The organism is Bacillus stratosphericus, from assembly GCF_020524495.1.
GTDB classification, from domain to species: Bacteria; Bacillota; Bacilli; order Bacillales; family Bacillaceae; genus Bacillus; species Bacillus stratosphericus_B.
In genome coordinates this window covers 1-22,032 of the sequence record NZ_JAIVLB010000010.1, presented here as the reverse complement: position 1 = coordinate 22,032, position 22,032 = coordinate 1, and the positions used below count along the sequence as shown (strand labels likewise).

Here is a 22,032-nt window from a genome sequence, read left to right as displayed (position 1 = left end):
ATTCACATGTTAATAGTCTTTTGCCATTTCCCAAACCTTTTATCCACAAACAACACAAGAAGCCTCCACTTCCTGTGAAGGCTTCTTTCTATACAAACGGATTATAAAATCTCGTTCCTCTAATAAATGTAATTACAAGTGTCACGATCAGCACCACACCAACAAACACTAACGCCACATAATCTGCTTTTTGAAAGTCGTTGGCGGTGAACCATGTGCGCTTTTTATGCTTTCCAAATCCACGCAGCTCCATTGCATTGCTGATCGTTTCAATCCGCTCTAAGCTAGAGAAAATGAGAGGCATCACAATCGATAACGCATTTTTGATTCGTTTCCCCAGTTTTTCGTTCTTTGATAAATCGATTCCTCTTGCTTGCTGAGAAATTGCAATCGTCCGGAAATCCCGTTGGATATCTGGAATATAGCGCAGGGCAATCGCTACAGCATAGGAAATCCGGTAGCTGACGCCGATTCGGCTGAGCGATGAGGCGAATTCACTTGGATTTGTTGTGACGATAAATAAGAGCGCTGCTGGCATGACGGTCACATATTTGATTGTAATGTTCAATTGATAGAAAAGCTGTTCAAGTGTGACATTGTACCGGCCTGCGATATGAAAAAGCTCGTGTTTTGCTCCGTAGATGGCGACACCTTGCTGCGGTGCAAAGATGTAAATGGCGATGTTGTTGATCACAAGAAAAATTACCAACACAATCATCACGAAGGATATATCACGAAATCGTACGTTCGACAGATGGAAAAATATGATACTGGCGACTAGCATAAAGACTAAAACGCCCGTATCATACGTGAGCATCGCTGCGGATGACCAGAGGATAAAGCAAATGAGTTTGGTTGCACCTGTCAGCCGATGAATTGGCGAGGGGCGATCGATATAGGACAGCATATCTACAGCCATGTCATTCGTTCCTTTCTGTCAACCTCAATGAAGCGATCCACGAGTTCATTCGGATTTGGCCAATCTGCTTTTAGCGCTAGCTCATACAGCGACGTTTCCTTTAAACTTGCCTTTTGGACAAGCAACTGATCTGTGAGCAGTTTGGCAGGTGCATCATCTGCGATTTTTTCTCCATCTGCAATCACAATGGTTCTTGTTGTGTATTCAAGCATCAAATGCATATCATGTGTGATCATTAAAATGGTCACACCTTGTTTGTTTAGTTGCTCTAAAAACGTCATCATTTCTGTATAATGTCTAAAATCCTGTCCGGCAGTTGGCTCGTCTAGGATGATGATTTCCGGCTCTAACACAAGAATGGATGCAATGGTGACGCGTTTTTTCTGTCCAAAGCTGAGAGCTGAGATGGGCCAATTTCGGAATGGATACAAGCCGCATACTTTCAGAACACGCTCGACACGTTCTTTTATTTCTTCCTCTTGTACGCCTCTTAATACAAGACCCAATGCGACCTCATCAAAGATCATTTGTTTTGAAATCATTTGATTTGGGTTTTGCATGACGACGCCGATGCGTTCGGAGCGCTGTTTGATCGTATCTCCTGTGATGTCATCGCCATTTAAAAGGATTGTACCTTTAGTTGGCTTTTCAAATGCACAGAGCAGCTTGGACAATGTCGTCTTGCCTGCACCGTTGGCTCCTGCGATGCTGATCATTTCTCCTTTTTTGACGGTAAAAGAGAGATTGTTGAGCGTGTTTGGTCTTGTCGGATAGTCAAAGCTGAGCTCACACACCTCTAGCAAATCCTGCGCTGTATCCTGCTCGACTTTCTCCTCAGACGCTTCCATCCACTTCTCAATTTTATCTTTTGCCTGGTCATCTAAGGTCAGGTGCTGTAAATTCGCTAACTGATCTTGGGGCGCAACCGGAATGCCTGCATATTTCATGGCCTTCACATATAATGGCTCACGTAAATACGCCTCCTCCAATACATTTGAAGCGAGCAATTCGTCCGGTGTCATATCCGCTACGATCGTTCCGTCATTAACGACGATGATGCGATCGACATGTCGATAGAGAACATCCTCTAATCGGTGCTCGACCATCACGACGGTTTTTTTCGTTTCTTTTTGCAGTCGATCAATGAGATCAATGACTTCTTTTCCTGTTGCAGGATCAAGGCTTGCAAGTGGTTCATCAAACAGCAAAATGTCGACATCGTTGACAAGGACGCCTGCAATGGCGACGCGCTGTTTTTGACCGCCTGACAGCTCATGCACAGATGATGCTAGCTTGCCGTCTACCTCTGTTAATCTTGCCGCTGCTTCTACACGGATTTTCATCTCTTCTCGCGTGACCTGATCATTTTCAAGTGTAAACGCGATGTCTTCTCCAACGGTCAGCCCAATAAATTGTCCATCAGGATCCTGCAAAACTGTTCCGACGAGCTGTGAGAGGGAGAAAATGTTCTCTTTCTCTGCATGTTTCCCGCCGATGTGAAGACTTCCTTTGATAGAGCCTTTATAAGATGAAGGAACTAGCCTATTGATACAATGGGCTAGTGTGCTTTTTCCCGATCCAGACGGGCCTGCGATGAGGACTTTTTCACCTTCATAGATGGTCAGGTTGATATCTTTCAATGTCGGCTCTGACTGACTGCGATACTTGAATCCGAAATGTTCAAATTGAATCATCGGTTTCTTCATTTACGTGTTCCACCTTGCTTCATGATGTTTCTTTCGATAGGCTGCCGCTTTTGCTTCTCGTTTTCGCATAAGCTCCAATGATGATTGTTCCAAGTACTCCGACTGTGATAATGTTAGAAATCCCTGCTATGATGCCTTGAACAAACACCTTGTTCGCAGGTTCTGCATAGATCACAATGTCGAGTACAGGGGCAATGACAAACCAGCCTAATGCCTGTGCGCCTGCTTGTACGGCGTTGAAGAACGTGATTTTTTTCCAGCCGAAGTCTCCCTCTTCTACTTTTAAACGGTTTGAAATGAAGCCGATGAATAAACCAACAACACCCGAAACGATAATCCAGCTCCACCAAGGGCCAAATGTGGTGGCATCTTTAATGAGATGGCCAATAAAACCAATCAGTGCGCCAGCAATTGGACCAAATAATACGGCCATTAACGCAAGGAAAGCGTACGATGTTTCAATTTGTGTATTCGGAATTCCAGTTGGAATGGAGACGAAGCGTCCTAAAATGACAAAGACGGCTGTGCCAATTCCGATGGCAACGACAGTTTTCGTAGAAAGTTGTTTACCTGCCATGATGTTTCCTCCTCTTATTCGTATATAATGCGCGGAGCTTTGCGAATCGAAAGGCGCCATCCTGTGCCTGTACCGATGTTATAAGCCTTCGCAAATGACCCTTGATTGATCGCCACGCCCAAATGATCGAGTGAATTGACATATATGAGTGGTTCGCCTACCTTTAAATCGGCAAAAGATCGTCCATAGGTCATGATATTTTTATACACATTTTTTGGGCCTTTGGCAATGGTAACTTCTATTGAATCACCATAATTTATTGAAAGCTGTTCAAATAACGTGTGATGAATGTTTGTCCATAGGTTTCCGAACCTCACATCTAAAATATCAATTGTCCCTGTGATCACTTCTTCTTCCGCATAAGCCTGTACGGCTGGAAGGTGAATAACATCATCAATATTCGCCTTTGGCCCGACCTCTTCAAAAGAAATCACGCCTGATGCAATTCTTGCGCCTGTATATGCGTAAATATCTCTACCATGGAATGTATGTGATTTCCCCGACTTCGGCAATCGGTTGATCGTTTCATCTAAATAACGTGCTTCCACAATCCCAATATCCTGCGCGACGTGCGTTAATGTCCCGTTATCTGGGGTGATGATATAGTGAGAGCTTGTTGTTTTGACGACAAGACTCTTTCGCTCTGATCCAACGCCTGGGTCAACGACGGATACGAATACCGTTTCTTCTGGCCAATAAGTTACTGTTTGCAGCAGGCGATAGGATGCCTCCCAAATGTCATACTGGGGAATGTTGTGTGTTAAATCAAAAATACGGATGCTGTTGCTCACCGTATTTGCCACTCCGTACATTGCGCTAACCGCTCCATCATCAATTCCGAAATCTGATTGTAAAACCAATGCATGTTCACTCATGTCAATCTCCCTTTCATTTGAAAAAATGGTTGTGTTGTTTCACGTGGAACATTTGGACAGTTGTATGAAAAAAGTGGAAAATAAAAAATACCCCCTCCTTAACTATGAATCATAAGGACGAGGTATTTGTCTCGTGGTACCACCTTTATTTACTGTTTGCTCGCGCTAAACAGCCTCTACAAGTACAAAGCTCCAACTTGGCTCATATACTGTGGTTTTGATAACGAGTACCAAATCTCGTCGTGACCTACTTATATCAAGGATATGTTCAGTACGAGGCTCAGAGACCATTTTTCCAATCATTATTTTTGCTTCTTTTCAGCTACCGAAGCTCTCTGTGGAAAAATTGATGATTGTACTTTCTCTCGTCATTGCCTGTTCAATTATTTTGAATTAAAGCTATCATACATGATGTTTTTAGATAAATCAATATATTTTTCTGAACATTTTTAAAAATAAATCAAATAATGCTGGAAGAGTCATCTTTTTTAAAGTTAAACAAATGTTAAAGAGCGAGATATGGTGTCTTTCTGTTCTAACGTTATAATAAAGATGAAGGGAGGTACAGCGTGTGTGGACCATCTGTATGAATGAGTTTAAGAAGCTCTTCAAAAGCACAAAATCCATTTTAACAATTGTTATTATTTTCATTTTATCTACTTTTGTATCAAGTCTTCCGTTTATAGCGGCTTATCAAGCGCAATGGGAGCAGGAGAAGGACCCTTATTCCATTGGGAATGAACTGGTGATTTCTTTATTTGGTTTTTTCCTTATTTTTTTATTATCCCATGATATTTTGAGTCGCGAAATTCATTTGAAAACCATTCGTTTTCTCGTCAGTAAAACGACTCGTCTAAACATTGTCATCGGGAAATATCTTGGGCAGATGCTGTTTTGGCTCAGCTGCATCATGACGACATATGTGCTGAATATGGTCATTTCACATCGTTTTCTGTTCTCTGATGCCTTGAAAATATTGACCTTTATCAGTGTAGGCATCTCATGTGCTTTGTTTCTGTCCATGCTCTTTCCAACACCGCAGAAATCGATGTTTGTCGGCATGTTGTTTTCCTTTCTTTTCCCGATCATCAGTATCATTTCTGTTCTTTCTTCTGATCGATTTATCCATATGTTCCAATACATGACGCCTTATTATTATGCACGCTGGAGTGAACCGCTTACATATGTGCTGATGAATACAGCATTGACAGTTGTCTTACTCATTGGAACAGCGCTGCTGTTTCAAAGGAGGGATGTATAAATGCTACGTACAAAAGGGCTGACAAAAAAATACCGGACAAAAGTCGCAATAGATCATATCCATCTTGATGTCAATCAAGGAGACATTTTCGGACTCATTGGACCGAAGGGTGCTGGTAAGACCACTTTTTTCAATATCATTACAGGGATATCCCGCCCAACCTCTGGTACGTTTACAATGATGAACATGTCTTCGTTAAAAAAAGTGAGGCATCACATCGGCGTTCTGCCAGAATATACGGATTTATATGAAGGGCTCACCGCAATTGAGCATATCGTCTATTTATCCAAAATCAACGGCACACGCCAGAAAATAAGCTATTATGAAGAATTGCTAGAATTTGTTGGTTTACATCGCTACCATCAAGAGAAGGTCGGTGTCTTTACATCTGGTATGAAGAAACGGCTCGGAATGGCGCAGGCAATCGCCCATCGGCCTGAATTTATTTTACTCGACGAACCTTTTACAGATATTGATTCAGATTCGATCTTGCATATCCAACGGGTCATCGAAACGTTGAAGTATGAAGGAAAAACCGTCTTTTTAACAGCTGACCGCCCAAGGTTCACAAATACTATTTGTACCAAAACTGCGTTTATTTCTGAAGGAAAATTAGTGACCCCACGTAATCATCCTGAAAGGAAAACCATCATGTCCTCAAACATTCGTGCAACCTTTAAGCATGCGTGGATTGATGATGAGGTGAAGCCTGTTCTCACACAGTACTTACAAAGTGTGGGAACAGACCTTGTGATCAGTGATGACGAGACCTCATTGTTGATTCGTTCAGAAGCCCAAGTCCCATCGATCATCCGTGCCTTCGTGAAATGCAAAGTAGATCTATACCGAGTCACGGCTCAGGATGCCATGATGTCTTCATAACAAAGTACCGTACGCAGTCCGAACGGTACTTCTTCTTTTTTAGATCGGTTTGCTCATGTAGATGCTGGTTTCCGCAAAGCCCGTCTTCTCGTACAGCGAACGGGCGATTTGATTATGAGCAAAGACATGTAGCGAGAGTTTTTGTACACCTAATAACTTTGCTTGCTCCTCTAATGCAGCAATGGCTTGTTTCCCAAAGCCTTTTCCTCGGTAAGCTTCAAACAAGATGAAGTTGTAAATAAATCCTTCCTTTTGAGGGTGATTCGGATCATAACAAAGCCAGACCCAGCCAATGGCCTCGTCCCCGTTTAAGAATTTCCACAGCTCATGATGCTCTGTATGAATGCCTTCTGAAAGCAGCCGGTCAAATTGATCTTCTGCGTTTTCAAGCGCTTCTTCCTTGGCCCATGTTCCTGCTAGTACCTTTTCTTCTGCGTACCGCTTAATCGTCGCCTCTATCAATGAGTCGTAATCTGTTTGTGACATCGGTTGTAGTGTAACCAATCGTACCTCCCCCTTTCCGTTCATCATATGATGAGCATGCAAAAAAAACCAGTCCCTTGTTGGAACTGGTTATCCGCCAAATCGGTCGGTTCTAGAGAGTTTGATCTCTACCGATTTTTTCTTTCCGTTTCGGTAAAATTGCACCTTTACCTTATCTCCGACTTTCTTTTGGTATAAATATTTACGCAGATCCACGATATTTTGTACATCCTTGCCACTAAAGGACGTCAAGACATCCAGCTCTTTTAGTCCCGCTTTTCCTGCTGGAGACAGAGGTTCCACACTCATCACGACGACCCCTGTTGTTACCTTTGCTGGGAGTTTCAATGTTTCCTGCCAATGATAGCTCGCAATATCTGCTAGTGATTTCATGCCAACCCCAAGGTACGGACGTTTGACCTCCCCATAGCGCTCTAAATCTTCTATGACAGGGATGACCAGATTGGCTGGAATGGAGAGTCCAATTCCTTCCACCTCTGATTCAGCAATCTTCATCGAATTGATACCGATCACTTTTCCGTCCATATTGATCAGGGCACCACCGCTGTTCCCAGGATTGATGGCAGCATCCGTTTGCAGGACCTCCGCATTCCAATCCGTCTGTCCGTCACCATTTGAGTCAACAGGAATGGCACGCTCCGTTCCTGAAATGACACCTTGTGTGACAGAGCCTGCAAATTCTAGCCCTAATGGGTTTCCAATGGCTATGACTGGCTCCCCAGGCTTCACATGATCTGAATTGCCGAAGGCTGCGGTTTTCTTGATCTTATCACTTTTGACAGTGAGTACAGCTAAATCCATGAGCTGATCGCTTCCTACAAGATTTGCTCTAATTCTTGTCCCATCCTGAAGGCTCACTTCAAGCTGATTTGCACCCTTAATGACATGATGGTTGGTCACGATATAATAGGTGTCACCCTTTTTCTTATAAATCACACCTGAACCGCTGCCTGCTTCTCCGCCTTCCTCCCAAAAGCTCGACTTTTGGATATTAATAACGCCGACAACCGTATCAGACATGCTAGACACCACTTTTGTGACAGCATCATTTACGTTCACATTGACGGTCTTTAAAGGACCCTCTGATGCTTGCTGGTCTTTAGCTTGCTGCCATCCAAAGGGACTGCCGCTCTGTCCAGACACATAGGGAAAAAAGAATCCCATTAAAAAAGCTCCTACCAATACACCGATCAAACCAGATAAGAAATATCCTTTTCTGCTTCGTCTCGGCTTCCACTCTACATCGCGATAATCCACTATGTTTCCTTCCTTTCAGTGAATAGATATGTATATAGTGTTGGTAAGAAGCTCCTATCTTAATCATATAATTGTAAAAATCATACGGCACAAAGCGGGGTTGCTTTTCTCGGGTCCGTATCATATAAATCAAATCCGTCCCCCACAACAAAACCCTTCATTTCAAGTGTCTGTTGAACCGCCATACGGGCTAAATCCTTCATGTTGTTGTCTTGACTCAGGTGAGCCAAATAAATGCGTGAGGTGGCATCACCAATCACATCTGTCATGGCAAGAGCGGCATCTTCATTCGATACATGTCCAACGTCGCTCAGGATTCTGCGCTTAATACTCCATGGGTATCGGCCCATTTGGAGCATGCCGACATCATGATTGCTCTCAAATACAAACATATTTGCTGATTTGATAATCCCTTTCATGCGATCACTCACATAGCCTGTATCCGTCAGGAGGGCTAGCTTTCGCCCTCCATAATGGAACACGTAAAACATAGGCTCTGCCGCATCATGTGACACGCCAAAGGACTCGACATCAAGACCGCCAAAGGATTGAACTGTCTCCATATCAAAGTGGAATTTCTGTTCAGTATCAACCTTCCCAATATGCGACTCCATCGCCTTCCACGTTTTCGCATTTGCATAGACAGGAAGATTGTACTTTCTTGCCATGACACCGAGCCCCTTAATATGATCTGAGTGCTCGTGTGTCACAAAAATTCCGTCCAAGTCTTCAGGCTTGCGGTCGATTTGACCAAACAGCTCGACCATCTGTTTGCCACTTAGGCCAGCATCCACCAAAAAGGCATACTCGTCTGTTTCTAAATAAAAAGCGTTCCCCGTACTTCCGCTCGCTAGTACACTGAACTGCAAGCTCATGTTCTCTCACTCCATTGAAGATTTGTCATCTTTCTCTATATGATCAAGTGTTGAGCCATCGATGGCATTGATCAAAAATTCTTCCTCAGTCTTTTTCTTTGAACCAGCTACTACGCCTGCAAGCTCCACCCGCCATACAGGAACCATGACTTGAGTGCTTGCACCTGGGTATTGCGTATAGTAGCCAAGCTCAACCTTTTTCACAGTCGTGTATGGGCTCAGCATATTTTGCGTATATAAGTCCTTGACGGTTTCAAGCGCTGGGACAAGGGTTTCTTTTCTCACTTCATTAATCGACGTCACCATCGACTGCTGATACGATACGACCTCGTTTTGATCGTTCAAATTTAATGTGATTTTCCCGATGGTTTCAGTGTCATCCAAGCCTTCTTGGAAGATGTACTTCCCTTTGTACGTTTGGAAAAAGACGATTTTACCAGTCTCTTCATCCATACTCCACAGCTTATAATTCTTCCCATCCAGCAAACGCTGGTTCACAAGGTTTGTCGCTGCTGTTTTCGTATCCTTTTTCGGCAGTGCGACTGGTTTATTGAAGGTCATTTCAAGCAAAGTGACAGGATTATCCTTGTCTGTTTTTGGTGGGAATGTGCTTTTCGCCTTTTGATCAGCTAATCCGTCGACATCCTTTTTTGTATATTGTTTCTTTTCAGCTGTAATACGGTAGCCAATCTTCGCTTCATCTGATAGATTGCCATATTTGATCCCATCTTCCTTCATTTCTTCCAGCGTATCTGTTTTTTCGATAATCGCGAAATGATCGGTCGATCGTTTTTCAAAGTATTGAAAACCAAGAAAGATATCGAGAACGAGAAAGGCTAGGATAAAGATCGTTTTGGTCTTATTCCACTCCATTATTCTCGCTCCCCTCTGCCAACAGATCATTCGATAAAATCACGGTTTTGCCATTATATTTCATGCACCAGACTGGCTCTAGCCAGACAAACATCGCTTCATCTTGATCTGATGCCGTTGACGTCGCTTGATAGGCAGGGAAAATCTGTTCAATTTTCTCCAGATCATCATATTTCGTCTGCTTGATGATCAAGTCCTTCAGCTCTGTCCCATTCATCAACTTGACCTGTTCACTTTGACTTGCTTTGTTGCCAAGAATGTAGTTTGGACGCTTGTAATTCAAGATGTCATCATTCGCCCATTGTACTTCAAGAGAAGTCATACCAAATGGGTGCTTTGTGCTGTTGACGATCGGCAGACCATCCATAAACATATTAAAGGACAGCTGCTGATTGCTATTGATGCCAGTGTATTGATAGTCATCTGTAAAGCTTCCCGTATCATTGAAATACTTCACACTTCGCTTGATCAAATCTCCCGTTTGGAAGACGGTACTGGAATTGATATTGCGGTGCTGATATTGGATTCGGTGATCTTTTTGATTGGCCTCAAGACGACTTGTCCCATCTGTATACACCGTCCGATTTAAATTAGACTCCTCACCGACAAGACCTGGGTCTGTAAACAAAGCGTCCTTGAATATGCTTGTCTTGATCGTTTCGATAAAGAACATTTTCGCTTCAAGCTGCTTTTTCTTTCGCGGCAGAAGGAAATCTCGTTTAGAATTCGTCGAGAATGTATATAAATCATAGCGCGGCATCTCTTTTTGAGCGGCTGCGATGCTATTCATCAGATTACGATAGTTGGCCGACTCAATGGTCAGCTCAAGCACCGTTTCCTTGCTGTATGAGACCAAATAGACTTTCTTATTGGCCTGATCCTGCTGGACGAACGGCACAATCATCCGATCAAACGAGTTGTATTCAATGGATCTATTCGGCCATTTAAACAGCACTTGGAAAATATCAATCGGAATCGGATCATTGAATACAAGATCCAAAGTCTTTCCTTGTCCTCCACGTCCATAGAAGAAGTTCTTAAATCTGAGCTCAGAATATTGATCCGACACATCCGTAATCTCTTTGACATCCCAAAGGCTCACATCATTCCAAAAGTTTTGAAAGAGTTCCTTTTGATCCACTTTAAAATGCTCACCATTTGAATGGATGAACATTTCACGCGGCTTCACGACATCAATGAGGCTTCGAGGCTCGTCGCTTGAAATTTTCTTCGATTCCACAACCTTTGTGCCGGCATCCGCCTCATCCTGCATGACGGGCTGGAACATCCAAATATTCCAAGTAAACACAAGACTAATCGCAATTAGGATTGTCAATATTATGGTTTTAAAGGTCTCACGCTTCATCCCAATCATCCTCTTGTTCTTCATTGTACGGAAGGGAAAAGGTCACCGTTGTTCCTTTTCCTTCAATGCTGTCAGCCCAAATATCTCCGCCATGAGCCTGAACCATCTCTTTTGCAATCGCAAGACCTAGGCCGGTTCCGCCAAGCTTTCTCGTTCTCGCTTTATCCACTCGATAAAAGCGTTCAAAGATTTTATCCATATCCTTCTTCGGAATACCGATTCCCTCATCTTTGACGCTGAATACCACAAGACCTTTGCCCTCATCCAACTCCACTGTGAACGTAATGTGTCCACCCTCTGGTGAGTATTTCATGGCATTGGAAATGATATTATCGAGCACCTGTGTGATTTTATCTTGATCAATTTCAACATACACTTCACGCTGCGGCAGATTGCGGATAAAATCGACATGCTGCTCCTTTGTCATTTCAAAACGATCAATGACCAACGAGATAAATCTGATAAAGTTCGTCCACTCACGATTAAATTGATAATCCTTGCTGTCAAACTTAGATAGCTGCAGCAGATCATTTACAAGTCTGATCATGCGCTCTGTTTCATTTTGCGTCACACCGAGGAACCTTGGCGCAAGCTCTTTATCACCAAGCGCACCCTCTGCCAATGCTTCAAGGTAGCTTCTCATCGTGGTTAACGGTGTCCGCAGCTCATGAGATACGTTCGCTACGAATTCACGACGTTCAGCATCAATTTTCTCCTGCTCTGTCACATCATAAATGACCGCGATTAAGCCATCAATCTTCCCAAGCTCTTTCTGAATGACTGAGAAATTAACACGTAAAACAGACAGCCGAGCTTCCCGTTCAATTTCAAGCAGCATGGAGTCTTGATTTTCGACTAAATCCTCAAATGTATGGGTTTCCTCTAAGCCAAGTAAGGACGTAATCGGCATCTCTAATGCTGTTTCACGTGAAACATTCAGAAGCTCTAATGCTGGGCTGTTTAATAGTATAATGGCACCGTTTTGATTCGTTGCAATGACACCATCTGTCATATACGCAATGACAGAAGAAAGTTTTTTCCGCTCACCCTCTGTCATCAGCTGAGCTTCCTCCAGCTCTCTGGTCAGATGGTTAAACGTCGTCGCAAGCTGACCAATTTCGTCATGTCCATACTTTCGGACCTTTCTGGAAAAATTCCCTTTTGCCAGCTCGATTGCTTGCTTTCTCATATCCGAAATTGGATGTGTAATCGTTCTGAAGATGAAGATACCAAGTAGAGCCGTTATCCCGAGGGCAAGCAGCGTTCCCGTTGCCAAAATCGTATTAATGGTACGCATTTGGTTAAAAACACTTTCCATAGAAGACACCACATAAATGACACCGACGGTTTCTTGGTTCTCATTTTTCACGGCTGTCGCTGAAATACGCACCCGTTTATTCGATTCTGGATCATAGAATTTTTTCTCATAGTCTTTGCCCACGGCGAAAATACGGCTAATAATTTGATCTGTGATTTTCTTTCCGGCAATCTCTTGACTTCCATTATTCACAGAGGCAATGACCTCTCTGCTTTCGTCAATATAGCTGACTTCAGAAATTTCATTAGACTCATCTTTGTTGTTAAAATCATTTAAAATCTTTTGGGCATCCTCTTTTAATTCTGCCTTGCTCTTCGATGAATCTTGTTCTAGGTAATACGATAACGAGTAGATTCGCTGATTCAAGGAATTATCATATGAATTAATTAAGGACTGCTCTAACTGCTTCACAAAGTACACACCAATGATCTGCATGGCGACAATGATCAGCAGCACGTAGATTAAGGTCAATTTGAAGTGAATCGAGCGAAAAAAACCTACTTTACTCATAAGAATCTTAGTCCTGCTCTGGGTTTCTTAAATAGTAGCCGACGCCTCGTCTGGTCACGATCCAGCTCGGGTGGCTAGGGTTGTCTTCAATTTTCTCACGAAGACGGCGGACTGTGACGTCTACTGTACGGACATCTCCAAAGTAATCGTAGCCCCATACAGTTTGTAGTAAATGCTCTCGTGTCATAACTTGTCCAATATGCTTCGCTAAGTAATGAAGCAATTCGAACTCTCGGTGCGTCAATTCAATCGTTTCGTCACGTTTAGACACGACATACGCATCTGGATAGATGACAAGTGATCCAATTTCAATATCATTTGATTCAGATTCTTCCTCCGTCTGTGGAGTAGCGGTCTGTCTTCTCAAATTTGCTTTCACACGAGCAAGCAGCTCGCGCGTGCTGAATGGTTTCGTCACATAATCATCCGCTCCAAGCTCAAGACCAATGACCTTATCAATTTCAGAGTCTTTCGCTGTCAGCATGATAATGGGCATGTCATATTTCTTTCTCACTTCACGGCAAACTTCAACGCCATCTTTGTTCGGCAGCATGATGTCGAGTAAAATGATGTCTGGCTTCATTTCTTCTACCATATCAAGGGCTTCATTTCCGTCATACGCACAATGAACCTCATAGCCCTCTTTTCTTAAGTTAAATTCCAAAATATCAGCAATTGGTTTTTCATCATCTACGACAAGAATCTTTTTTTCCATTGTGATTCCCTCCTGCATTTTTAGTATCTATGTCATTCCATTTTGCATCTCTTATCAGTCCTTTTTGGTTTGAGGAAAAAAGGCTCACTGTCTATTATAACGTTTTAAGCGGCAAAGATAAAAATAATAAAGGCTTTTCTTTCTAGTAAACGTTGGATAGGAAGAGCGATGTTCAAAAAATAATGACTTTTTCTTTTTTTATCGAAACTTTTCCAATCACCAAACGTCTATATACATGTAACGTCTTCTTCTTATGGAGCCGGGCCCTACCTAGGTCCGGCTTCTCCCTTTTTATGCCTTCATTTCATAATAAAAACGCACCTGCGATTGCAGATGCGTTTGGAAGTGGCTCGGGACGGAATCGAACCGCCGACACACGGATTTTCAGTCCGTTGCTCTACCAACTGAGCTACCGAGCCATCATCAATATGATGAATATGTATAAATGGCGGTCCGGACGGGACTCGAACCCGCGACCTCCTGCGTGACAGGCAGGCATTCTAACCAACTGAACTACCGGACCTCAGTAACTTGCCCGAAAAAGCAATCGTGGTGCTCTTTCAAGCAAGTGAGGAAAAATTAGCTTAACGCTAAAGTAAATCAATGACCCGTACGGGATTCGAACCCGTGTTACCGCCGTGAAAGGGCGGTGTCTTAACCGCTTGACCAACGGGCCAAAACATGGTGAGCCATGAAGGACTTGAACCTTCGACCCTCTGATTAAAAGTCAGATGCTCTACCAACTGAGCTAATGGCTCTCGGTTTGTGAAAAGTGAATCTGAAGAAGCTGTATTGCGTCAAACCAATAGCTTTCATAAAGCTGGAACATCGCATGCTAACAAGTTTCAGAGACCTTTGCAACAACGAGATTTATAATATCATAGACTAATTACATATGGCAATACGTTTTTCGACATTTTTTTTAAAAAGTGTCAGATTTGATTTATCCTATCAAACCATCAGTTTCTACAACCCCTCAATTTCAATGATCACTGCGTCTTTAAGCACATAGAAACGTTTTAGACTATCCAAAAATGGTTATACATAAAACAAGTGACATTGTTATTGAAAAAGGAAGAAGTAGCATGAGTTCATTTCAATTAGGAGATCAAATGCCCAATTTCTCACTGCCAACGTACAGGGCGTACACATTGATTTTAGAGGAACATCAAAGCTGGCATTTTCTAAAAAACAATTGGACCACTCCTTTCTCACTTAAGCATGATTATTGGGCTAGTGCAGCAAGCCAATGAGTTTCTTCACCTGTTCTCAGCTTTTATCGTGATCACTTTCGGTTGATGGATGATGTTGTTTGTTGTTTGTTTCTTGCTCAAGCACCTCTTTCTTCGTGTCCCATCTTAGTGGCACTTGATAGAAATTGACTGTCCCATTCCCATCAAAAATAATAGGTAACTGAACCATCTACTAATCTTGAACCAGATAATTGGACAACGGCCTACGGGTAGCGTGCGCTGTTAGGTACATCAGGAATGACCAACGCTCCTTTTGATTTTCCTCACGTTTAATTCGTCTAAGAAAAAGCATAGCCACCGCAAATTCTACTAATTCGTTTGGTACGAAGATCAGTGCATTGAGCGGTAGATCAATCCACAAAACGATTCGGAACAATGTTTCCCGCAGAGATCGTTCACGCTCATTTGCATAAAATACACCCACTCTCACCATCCTTTGAATGCTCCTTCCCTTTATACAGTTATCATATTGGGAATGGCAGGAAGTCTGTTCTTTAGAAATATTTAAACAAAAAAACACCAGTAAAATGTATGATTTTACTGGTGTCTGATCAGACTACAATGCTGTTCGGTACACGCTGCGGACAACGTTCGTTTGTGAACGGTCTGGTCCAACTGAGAAAATGGAAAGTGGAATTCCTGTTAATTGTGAAATACGCTCTAAATAATGGCGGGCATTTGCAGGCAGCTCACTTAAATTCTTCACGCCTGTAATATCCTCTGTCCATCCTGGCATTTCTTCGTAGACAGGCTCACATTTCGCTAATTCATTTAGACTTGCTGGGAATTCTTCTGTGATTTCTCCGTTCAATTTATAAGCGACACAGATTTTCAATGTCTCGATACCTGTCAAAACATCAATTGAGTTCAAAGATAAATCTGTAATACCGCTCACCCGGCGAGCATGACGGACAACAACACTGTCAAACCAGCCAACACGGCGAGGGCGACCAGTTGTCGTACCGTATTCACGGCCAACTTCACGGATTTGATCACCAATTTCATCATAAAGCTCTGTCGGGAATGGACCGTCTCCAACACGAGTTGTGTAAGCTTTTGACACGCCGACCACATGTTGAATTTTCGTAGGTCCTACGCCAGAACCAATCGTCACTCCTCCAGCCACTGGGTTAGATGATGTCACAAATGGATAAGTCCCTTGGTCGATATCAAGCATAACGCCTTGCGCCCCTTCAAATAGAACACGGCGGCCTTCATCTAGTGCATCGTTCAATACAACAGATGTGTCGACGACATATTTTTTCACTTGCTGACCATATTCATAATACTCGTCTAAAATATCTTCAATTTTAAAGCCTTCTGTGTCGTACATTTTTTCAAAAAGACGATTTTTCTCTTCTAAGTTACGTGCAAGCTTCTCTTCAAATACTTCACGATCTAATAGATCTGAGACCCGAATTCCGACTCTAGCTGCTTTGTCCATATAAGCTGGTCCGATTCCTTTTTTCGTCGTACCGATCTTATTAGCCCCTTTCCGCTCTTCTTCTACCTCATCCAATTTTAAATGATAAGGCAGAATCACATGGGCTCTATTGCTGATTCTGAGGTTATCTGTACTCACATTCCGTTCGTGAAGATACGCAAGCTCAGTGACCAACGCTTTAGGATCAATTACCATTCCATTACCGATGACACAAGTTTTCTCTTGATAAAAAATACCGGACGGAATGAGGTGTAGCTTGTAAGTCACTCCATCAAATTTGATCGTGTGACCTGCATTGTTTCCCCCTTGATAACGGGCAATCACCTCTGCATTTTCTGAAAGGAAATCGGTAATTTTCCCTTTCCCTTCGTCACCCCACTGCGTACCTACTACGACTACTGAAGACATATCTTGCACCTCCGTTAACCTTTCAAAACGTTATCTCTTTCAAACACATTTATTTTATCAATGCAAAACGAAAAAGTCAACGTGAAATCCGAACATTAATATCTCGAAATCAAATTTTGTTCGTTTTACATGTGAGGAAAAGCGCTTTAATTGCTCATTCTACGCTTAAACAAGAAGATTTCGATCAAAATTACTGTTTTTCTCATTTCCGTTTGTTCAGTGATTTTCAATCAGAGGAACGTGTTGTGGATCTAGTGGTGAACCTGTGACTTCTTCTAGCCCCAAGGTAAAGCTTTCTTCAAAAAAAGCACTGGCCGTCTGATGAATATTAAGCTCTCTTCCTCTTTTCAGAGCTGAAGCTCCGTGTCACGCCTCGATCATAACAAAAAGGACTCCCACGAGAAGGGAGTCTTTCTTAATCAGGTGTAATTCCTTCTGTATTCATGAGCACCACTCGATATCCATCTGGATCTTCAATCGTCACGCCTCCTCGATCCCAGTACGGGTTCGTAGAGGTGACATGCCGTCCGCCAAATGCGATCAGTCTCTTTTTCATCTGCTGAAATTCCTCTTCATCCGGAATATAGAATACAAGCAGCTGCTCTGGGTGGGGAACAGGCAAGCTTTTGTCTTCTTCATGTTTGGTGATTTCCAGATGAACATGCTGGTGAGGAAGCCCAAGCATGACCCCATCATACCCTTCATGCTGATCAAATGAGCCTATTCGTTTCAGCCCTAAACCTTCTTCATAAAAAGAAACAACCTCTTTCATTTTGACGGTCGGACGTGCGATGCGTAATTGAGCGGCTTCGAATTGTTGAAACTTCATCAGTCATCACTCCTTTTCTCTCCCTTTAGTATACGCTCTCTTTTTCTCCCACTCCTCCTCATTTCGACTGTTTTTCAGTCATTCTTTCGATGTAGATGGATCAAAAATTGTGCTTTAAGCACCGGGCGGAACTCCCGCATGGTCAAATCTTCTTTCCAAGTTGACGAATTTATTATATTCTTTGACGAACGCCAGTGATACCGTACCAACTGGACCGTTACGCTGTTTCGCAATAATGATTTCAATAATGTTCTTATTCTCTGATTCTTTGTCGTAGTAATCATCACGATAAAGGAATGCCACAATATCGGCATCCTGCTCAATACTGCCTGATTCCCGTATATCAGACATCATCGGACGTTTGTCCTGACGCTGCTCTACCCCACGAGAAAGCTGTGATAGGGCAATGACCGGAACTTCAAGTTCTCTTGCTAGTGACTTTAAAGCCCTAGAAATTTCAGATACCTCTTGCTGACGGTTATCGCTTGATCGCCCGCTCCCTTGGATAAGCTGCAAGTAGTCAATCAGAATCATGCCAAGACCGTTTTCTTGCTTCAACCGGCGGCATTTCGAGCGAATTTCACTCACTCTGATCCCAGGTGTATCGTCAATGAAAATCCCACTATTTGATAACGAGCCCATCGCCATTGTCAGCTTACTCCAATCCTCTTCCGTCAGATTACCGGTTCTTAGGTTTTGTGCATTGATATTCCCCTCTGCACAAAGCATACGCATGACAAGCTGCTCAGCGCCCATCTCTAAACTAAAGATGGCGACACTTTCATCTGTCTTAGTCGCAACATTTTGTGCAATGTTCAATGCAAAGGCTGTTTTCCCTACTGATGGACGAGCCGCTACAATAATCAAGTCATTTCGCTGGAATCCAGCTGTCATCCGGTCAAGCTCAGAGAAACCCGTTGGAATCCCTGTGATATCACCTTTTCGGTTATGAAGCTGTTCAATATTATCGTATGTCTGAACAAGAATGTCTTTAATGTTTTGGAAGGCGCCTGAGTTTTTACGCTGAGCCACTTCCATAATGGTTTTTTCAGCATCACTCAATAGATCTTCTACTTCATCCTCACGCGTATACCCATCCTGTGCAATGGTTGTCGCTGTACGGATCAGGCGTCTTAAAATTGATTTTTCTTCTACAATTTTCGCATAGTATTCAATGTTCGCAGCAGTTGGAACAGAGTTCGCAATATCCGTTAAATACGAAATCCCGCCTATCTCTTCTAGTAAGTCTGTATTGGCAAGTTCTGATGTCACCGTGACAAGATCGACCGGTTCCCCTCTATCACCAAGTACAAGCATCGCATTGTAAATCTTTTGATGCGACATTCTATAGAAATCCTCTGGAATTAATACTTCAGAAGCGAGCGTTAGCGCAGATGGCTCTAAAAAAACAGCACCTAATACGGCCTGCTCGGCTTCTATATTTTGCGGCGGCAGCCGGTCATCGAGAAGTTCCGTCATGCCAAGCACCGTCCTTTCATAAAAAAATACGCTACTCATCATTTTAACATTTTCACCAATAAAAAAGTGAAAAACATCGACTATAGTCAAAATTACCTGTTGATGTTTCGTTGAACAGTATGTTTTTTGAAAAGAATTAGTGTTAGTGGTCGTTTTGCTGGAGGGCGTGTTGAAAGAGAAGAACGGTGATCATATCGGTAGTTCTCTGGTACAAATCCCATTCTTCATAGACTGCAAATGACATACGTATGTCATGTAATGATTGCTTCATTTCATAATATTCCTCCACTGTAAACGTATTTTTCAGTTTGAGCTGATTTTCAAGCAGTTTTAGTTTCAGCTTTCCTAACGTGGTGTTCATTCTGCCTACATTCCCTTCGATCTTGACTTCCTGAAAAGTGAAGTGCTTCCTAATGTATATGAATATACGCATTTTCTTTTAATAAGTTGTGAAATTTTGTCACCGGCTTTTCACGAACTTCCCTTCTTGTTTCCTAAAAAACAGGCCTAAAGACTTATTTTTCATCACTTTGAAAAGAACCTATATTTATTCTCTCAATAAAACAGAAAAACGGTAAATATTACAAGTCGGTCAAGGTCTTTTGATGTTTCTCCTCTTTTTGATTGACATGGTCCGGTACTCCTTATTTCCATCATTTGTTAGTGAGTTAGTCCTTTATTTACTGAATATTTGAATTATATCATCAATTATACAACTTAATGAATATTTGACTCATTATCTCTACACTCATCCAATATCCGCAAGCTGCTTTTATCATCATAATGGGGTCAATTTGAGGAAGAAGATTTTTAGATATGTCCAAACTTCTTGAAGGAATGGGGACTCAGGATTCTCTTTTCGGAGAAAGCCGTCCTTTTTTATACCTGGGACGGGGCAACTGGAACTTACATACAGACTTGTTATATTTAAACGGAATACTACTCCTCCTTCGGCTGATTTTCCAGTCATGTCCGTGCTTGATGGAAATTCACTTTTTGTCCCAATGGTCGAAACACTTCGTCTACAGTCAAGAAGTTGAAGTAACAGGAGTCGTACCTGCCATCATTTTGGGAATTTATCAGACAGAAGCACCCTATCATCCACTTAGGCATTATGATTTCACTCTTACAAGCCTCGCATCCATTGGAGACAAAAGAAAGTATTTCTCCACCCATACATATTAGAAAAGACTGTAAAGCCTTATATAGAGCAACGATTTCCAATTATTCGTACTTGCTATTTACACCTTATTGATGCGTCCTACCCTTTTTAAAAATATAAAACTATCTCCGGATCATTTTGAATTTCAAAGAAATTCTTATCAGCAATAAAGTGATTTTACAAAATCGAAATCTAAATATCCATATGTTGATATATTGGTCATTTTTTATCTGCATGACGTGAAGAGGATATGATATATTGGAACGTATAGATTGAAAGAGGAGGGATTTGCGCATGAGACCTTTACAAATCTCAGCCGATACCGCACTAAAACTTGCTGCATCACTCAATGTACCGATTGAGCAAATCATGCATATGCCGCAGCATATCTTATTAGCTGAATTAGCGGAGCTTGAACAGAAGAAAGATCGGTCTTCTTAAAGAAATAAAGGAGTTTACATTCATGGAACAACAACTAGAACCATCAAACAGACATCCCCGCAGTACAGGGCAAACCATTTTGCTGATTGCTGGGATTTTACTTATTGCCTTTAACCTGCGGCCTGCCATTACGTCCGTTGGCCCTGTGATCGGTGTCATTCGTTCCGATTTGCAGCTTTCAAATGGACTTGCGGGTTTTCTCACTACCTTGCCGCTGCTCTCATTCGCATTGCTTTCTCCTATTGCACCTAAAATAGGAAAACGCCATGGCAATGAACGAACCCTTTGGCTTGGACTGGCTGTCCTTCTATTTGGGATTGTCATTCGCTCATTTGGAACCATCACCTTTTTAATGATCGGAACGGCGCTAGTCGGCGTCGGGATTGCGATTTGTAATGTGCTTTTACCAGGACTCGTGAAACATAAATTTCCGGCACATGCTGGATTGATGACAAGCGTGTATACGACTTCGATGTCCGTCTTTGCTGCACTTGCATCAGGTGTCAGTGTTCCGCTAAGTCATGCCATGCCTGGCGGCTGGAATACGTCATTCCTTGTATGGGGTGCGCTTGCGCTTGCTGCCATGATGGTCTGGGCTCCGCAGCTTCTTCATCAGAACACAGTGGCAGTCAAAAGCATTTCGCTCACAGAGCAGCCAATTTGGCGTTCACGTGTCGCATGGCAGGTGACCTTGTTTATGGGCTTGCAGTCATTTCTTTTCTACAGCAGTATCGCATGGTTCCCTGATATTTTGACATCACATGGCATGAACCTATCCACGGCTGGGTGGATGCTGTCTATTATGCAATTCGCTGGTCTTCCATCCACCTTTTTAACGCCAGTTTTAGCAGAAAAATTAAAAACACAAAGACCGCTTGTAGGGGGCCTTGTTCTTGTATACTTGCTGGGTATGATCGGTCTCCTCCTTGGAGGGTCTACACCTATTCTCGTCTTCTCTGTTTTATTAATCGGCATTGGACAAGGGGCCAGCATCAGTCTTGCTCTCACATTCATCGGATTGCGGACAACACATATGGAACAAGCAACTGCCCTTTCTGGGATGGCCCAGTCCCTTGGTTATTTATTAGCCGCTGTTGGTCCGTTCATGATCGGTGTTCTCTTTGATCTCACACATACATGGACGCCATCGATTTTCATCTTTATCATCATTTTATTATTCATGTTTTTATCTGGCATGCGCGCCGGGCGCAGCGTCTATATTTCAGATCCATCTTAAAAAAAAGAACCCGCCTCCTCGTGGGGACTGACCCCCTAAGATGAGACAAATAAAAAACACCTTCAAGTTTGAAAACGGACCGTTGTGATCCGAAATAAAACATGGAGGTGTTTTTTCTATGGGGACAAGAGTGAGTTATCC

Annotated in this window: 21 protein-coding genes, 4 tRNA genes and 1 other annotated feature; of the genes, 5 read left to right on the top strand and 20 right to left on the bottom strand. The window is 42.6% G+C overall.

The genetic code is table 11. The features are described from left to right. Positions 1 to 88: 88 nt before the first annotated feature. Genes LC033_RS05690 through LC033_RS05675 form a run of 4 tightly spaced genes read right to left on the bottom strand, consistent with a single transcriptional unit; the run spans position 89 to position 4,077 of the window. Positions 89 to 919 (bottom strand): energy-coupling factor transporter transmembrane component T family protein, encoded by an 831-nt coding sequence (locus LC033_RS05690; protein WP_226567285.1) that lies wholly within the window; start codon positions 917 to 919, stop codon positions 89 to 91. Then, positions 910 to 2,625: an ABC transporter ATP-binding protein gene (locus LC033_RS05685; RefSeq protein WP_226567284.1), complete on the bottom strand. Its 1,716-nt coding sequence runs from the start codon at positions 2,623 to 2,625 to the stop codon at positions 910 to 912. The genes LC033_RS05690 and LC033_RS05685 overlap by 10 nt, the downstream gene beginning before the upstream one ends. A 19-nt stretch (positions 2,626 to 2,644) precedes the next feature. Beyond that, entirely contained in the window at positions 2,645 to 3,202 is a 558-nt protein-coding gene (locus LC033_RS05680) for an ECF-type riboflavin transporter substrate-binding protein (protein ID WP_226567283.1), read from the bottom strand. Between the two features lie 14 nt (positions 3,203 to 3,216). Further along, the gene (locus LC033_RS05675; protein ID WP_226567282.1) at positions 3,217 to 4,077 is read right to left on the bottom strand and encodes an SAM hydrolase/SAM-dependent halogenase family protein; all 861 of its coding nucleotides are present in this window, start codon (positions 4,075 to 4,077) and stop codon (positions 3,217 to 3,219) included. Between the two features lie 110 nt (positions 4,078 to 4,187). Next, positions 4,188 to 4,458, bottom strand: a binding site (T-box leader). Positions 4,459 to 4,648: 190 nt separating this feature from the next. Between LC033_RS05675 and LC033_RS05670 the strand changes: the two genes are divergently transcribed. Then, on the top strand, positions 4,649 to 5,338 hold the full coding sequence (locus LC033_RS05670) for an ABC transporter permease (RefSeq protein WP_226567281.1): 690 nt from the start codon (positions 4,649 to 4,651) through the stop codon (positions 5,336 to 5,338). Next, positions 5,339 to 6,220: an ABC transporter ATP-binding protein gene (locus LC033_RS05665; RefSeq protein ID WP_226567280.1), complete on the top strand. Its 882-nt coding sequence runs from the start codon at positions 5,339 to 5,341 to the stop codon at positions 6,218 to 6,220. 39 nt (positions 6,221 to 6,259) lie between these two features. Here the strand turns inward: LC033_RS05665 and LC033_RS05660 are convergent, their stop codons facing one another. From LC033_RS05660 to LC033_RS05610, 11 genes are all read right to left on the bottom strand, one after another. Beyond that, positions 6,260 to 6,724: a GNAT family N-acetyltransferase gene (locus tag LC033_RS05660; RefSeq protein ID WP_226567279.1), complete on the bottom strand. Its 465-nt coding sequence runs from the start codon at positions 6,722 to 6,724 to the stop codon at positions 6,260 to 6,262. A gap of 69 nt (positions 6,725 to 6,793) precedes the next feature. Then, a complete protein-coding gene (gene htrC / locus LC033_RS05655) occupies positions 6,794 to 7,984 on the bottom strand; it encodes a serine protease HtrC (protein ID WP_376776412.1) in 1,191 nt (396 codons plus the stop codon). 77 nt (positions 7,985 to 8,061) lie between these two features. Then, positions 8,062 to 8,856, bottom strand: coding sequence for an exodeoxyribonuclease YycJ (gene yycJ, locus LC033_RS05650; RefSeq protein WP_226567277.1), 795 nt, complete (start codon positions 8,854 to 8,856; stop codon positions 8,062 to 8,064). A 6-nt stretch (positions 8,857 to 8,862) separates the two neighbouring features. After that, complete coding sequence (locus LC033_RS05645) at positions 8,863 to 9,729, bottom strand: two-component system regulatory protein YycI (protein ID WP_226567276.1); 867 nt, start codon at positions 9,727 to 9,729, stop codon at positions 8,863 to 8,865. Beyond that, on the bottom strand, positions 9,716 to 11,095 hold the full coding sequence (gene yycH, locus LC033_RS05640) for a two-component system activity regulator YycH (protein WP_226567275.1): 1,380 nt from the start codon (positions 11,093 to 11,095) through the stop codon (positions 9,716 to 9,718). The genes LC033_RS05645 and yycH overlap by 14 nt, the downstream gene beginning before the upstream one ends. Next, positions 11,085 to 12,923: a cell wall metabolism sensor histidine kinase WalK gene (walK, locus tag LC033_RS05635; protein WP_226567274.1), complete on the bottom strand. Its 1,839-nt coding sequence runs from the start codon at positions 12,921 to 12,923 to the stop codon at positions 11,085 to 11,087. Before walK ends, yycH begins: the two co-directional genes overlap by 11 nt. A gap of 7 nt (positions 12,924 to 12,930) precedes the next feature. Next, positions 12,931 to 13,638, bottom strand: coding sequence for a response regulator YycF (gene yycF, locus LC033_RS05630; protein ID WP_226567273.1), 708 nt, complete (start codon positions 13,636 to 13,638; stop codon positions 12,931 to 12,933). A gap of 346 nt (positions 13,639 to 13,984) precedes the next feature. Beyond that, positions 13,985 to 14,057, bottom strand: a tRNA-Phe gene (locus tag LC033_RS05625). Positions 14,058 to 14,084: 27 nt separating this feature from the next. Then, positions 14,085 to 14,161: transfer RNA gene (locus LC033_RS05620), tRNA-Asp, on the bottom strand. Positions 14,162 to 14,242: 81 nt separating this feature from the next. After that, positions 14,243 to 14,314, bottom strand: a tRNA-Glu gene (locus LC033_RS05615). 6 nt (positions 14,315 to 14,320) lie between these two features. Continuing rightward, positions 14,321 to 14,396, bottom strand: a tRNA-Lys gene (locus LC033_RS05610). A 327-nt stretch (positions 14,397 to 14,723) separates the two neighbouring features. On the opposite strand from LC033_RS05610, the gene LC033_RS05605 reads away from it, so the two are divergent. Next, positions 14,724 to 14,891, top strand: coding sequence for a hypothetical protein (locus LC033_RS05605; protein ID WP_226567272.1), 168 nt, complete (start codon positions 14,724 to 14,726; stop codon positions 14,889 to 14,891). Positions 14,892 to 15,063: 172 nt separating this feature from the next. Here LC033_RS05605 and LC033_RS05600 read toward each other — a convergent pair whose 3' ends face one another. From LC033_RS05600 to LC033_RS05580, 5 genes are all read right to left on the bottom strand, one after another. Then, positions 15,064 to 15,324, bottom strand: a complete 261-nt coding sequence (locus tag LC033_RS05600; protein ID WP_226567271.1) for a hypothetical protein — start codon at positions 15,322 to 15,324, stop codon at positions 15,064 to 15,066. Positions 15,325 to 15,447: 123 nt separating this feature from the next. Continuing rightward, a complete protein-coding gene (locus LC033_RS05595; RefSeq protein WP_226567270.1) occupies positions 15,448 to 16,743 on the bottom strand; it encodes an adenylosuccinate synthase in 1,296 nt (431 codons plus the stop codon). Positions 16,744 to 17,158: 415 nt separating this feature from the next. Continuing rightward, positions 17,159 to 17,572 carry a VOC family protein gene (locus LC033_RS05590; RefSeq protein ID WP_226567269.1) on the bottom strand — a complete coding sequence of 138 codons (414 nt, stop codon included), beginning with the start codon at positions 17,570 to 17,572 and terminating at the stop codon, positions 17,159 to 17,161. Positions 17,573 to 17,686: 114 nt separating this feature from the next. Next, positions 17,687 to 19,051, bottom strand: coding sequence for a replicative DNA helicase (gene dnaB / locus LC033_RS05585; protein ID WP_226567268.1), 1,365 nt, complete (start codon positions 19,049 to 19,051; stop codon positions 17,687 to 17,689). 142 nt (positions 19,052 to 19,193) lie between these two features. Further along, positions 19,194 to 19,412 (bottom strand): hypothetical protein, encoded by a 219-nt coding sequence (locus tag LC033_RS05580; protein WP_226567267.1) that lies wholly within the window; start codon positions 19,410 to 19,412, stop codon positions 19,194 to 19,196. Positions 19,413 to 20,507: 1,095 nt separating this feature from the next. Between LC033_RS05580 and LC033_RS05575 the strand changes: the two genes are divergently transcribed. Further along, entirely contained in the window at positions 20,508 to 20,654 is a 147-nt protein-coding gene (locus LC033_RS05575) for a YycC family protein (protein ID WP_226567266.1), read from the top strand. Positions 20,655 to 20,676: 22 nt separating this feature from the next. Next, positions 20,677 to 21,891, top strand: coding sequence for a CynX/NimT family MFS transporter (locus LC033_RS05570; protein ID WP_226567265.1), 1,215 nt, complete (start codon positions 20,677 to 20,679; stop codon positions 21,889 to 21,891). Positions 21,892 to 22,032: the final 141 nt, after the last annotated feature.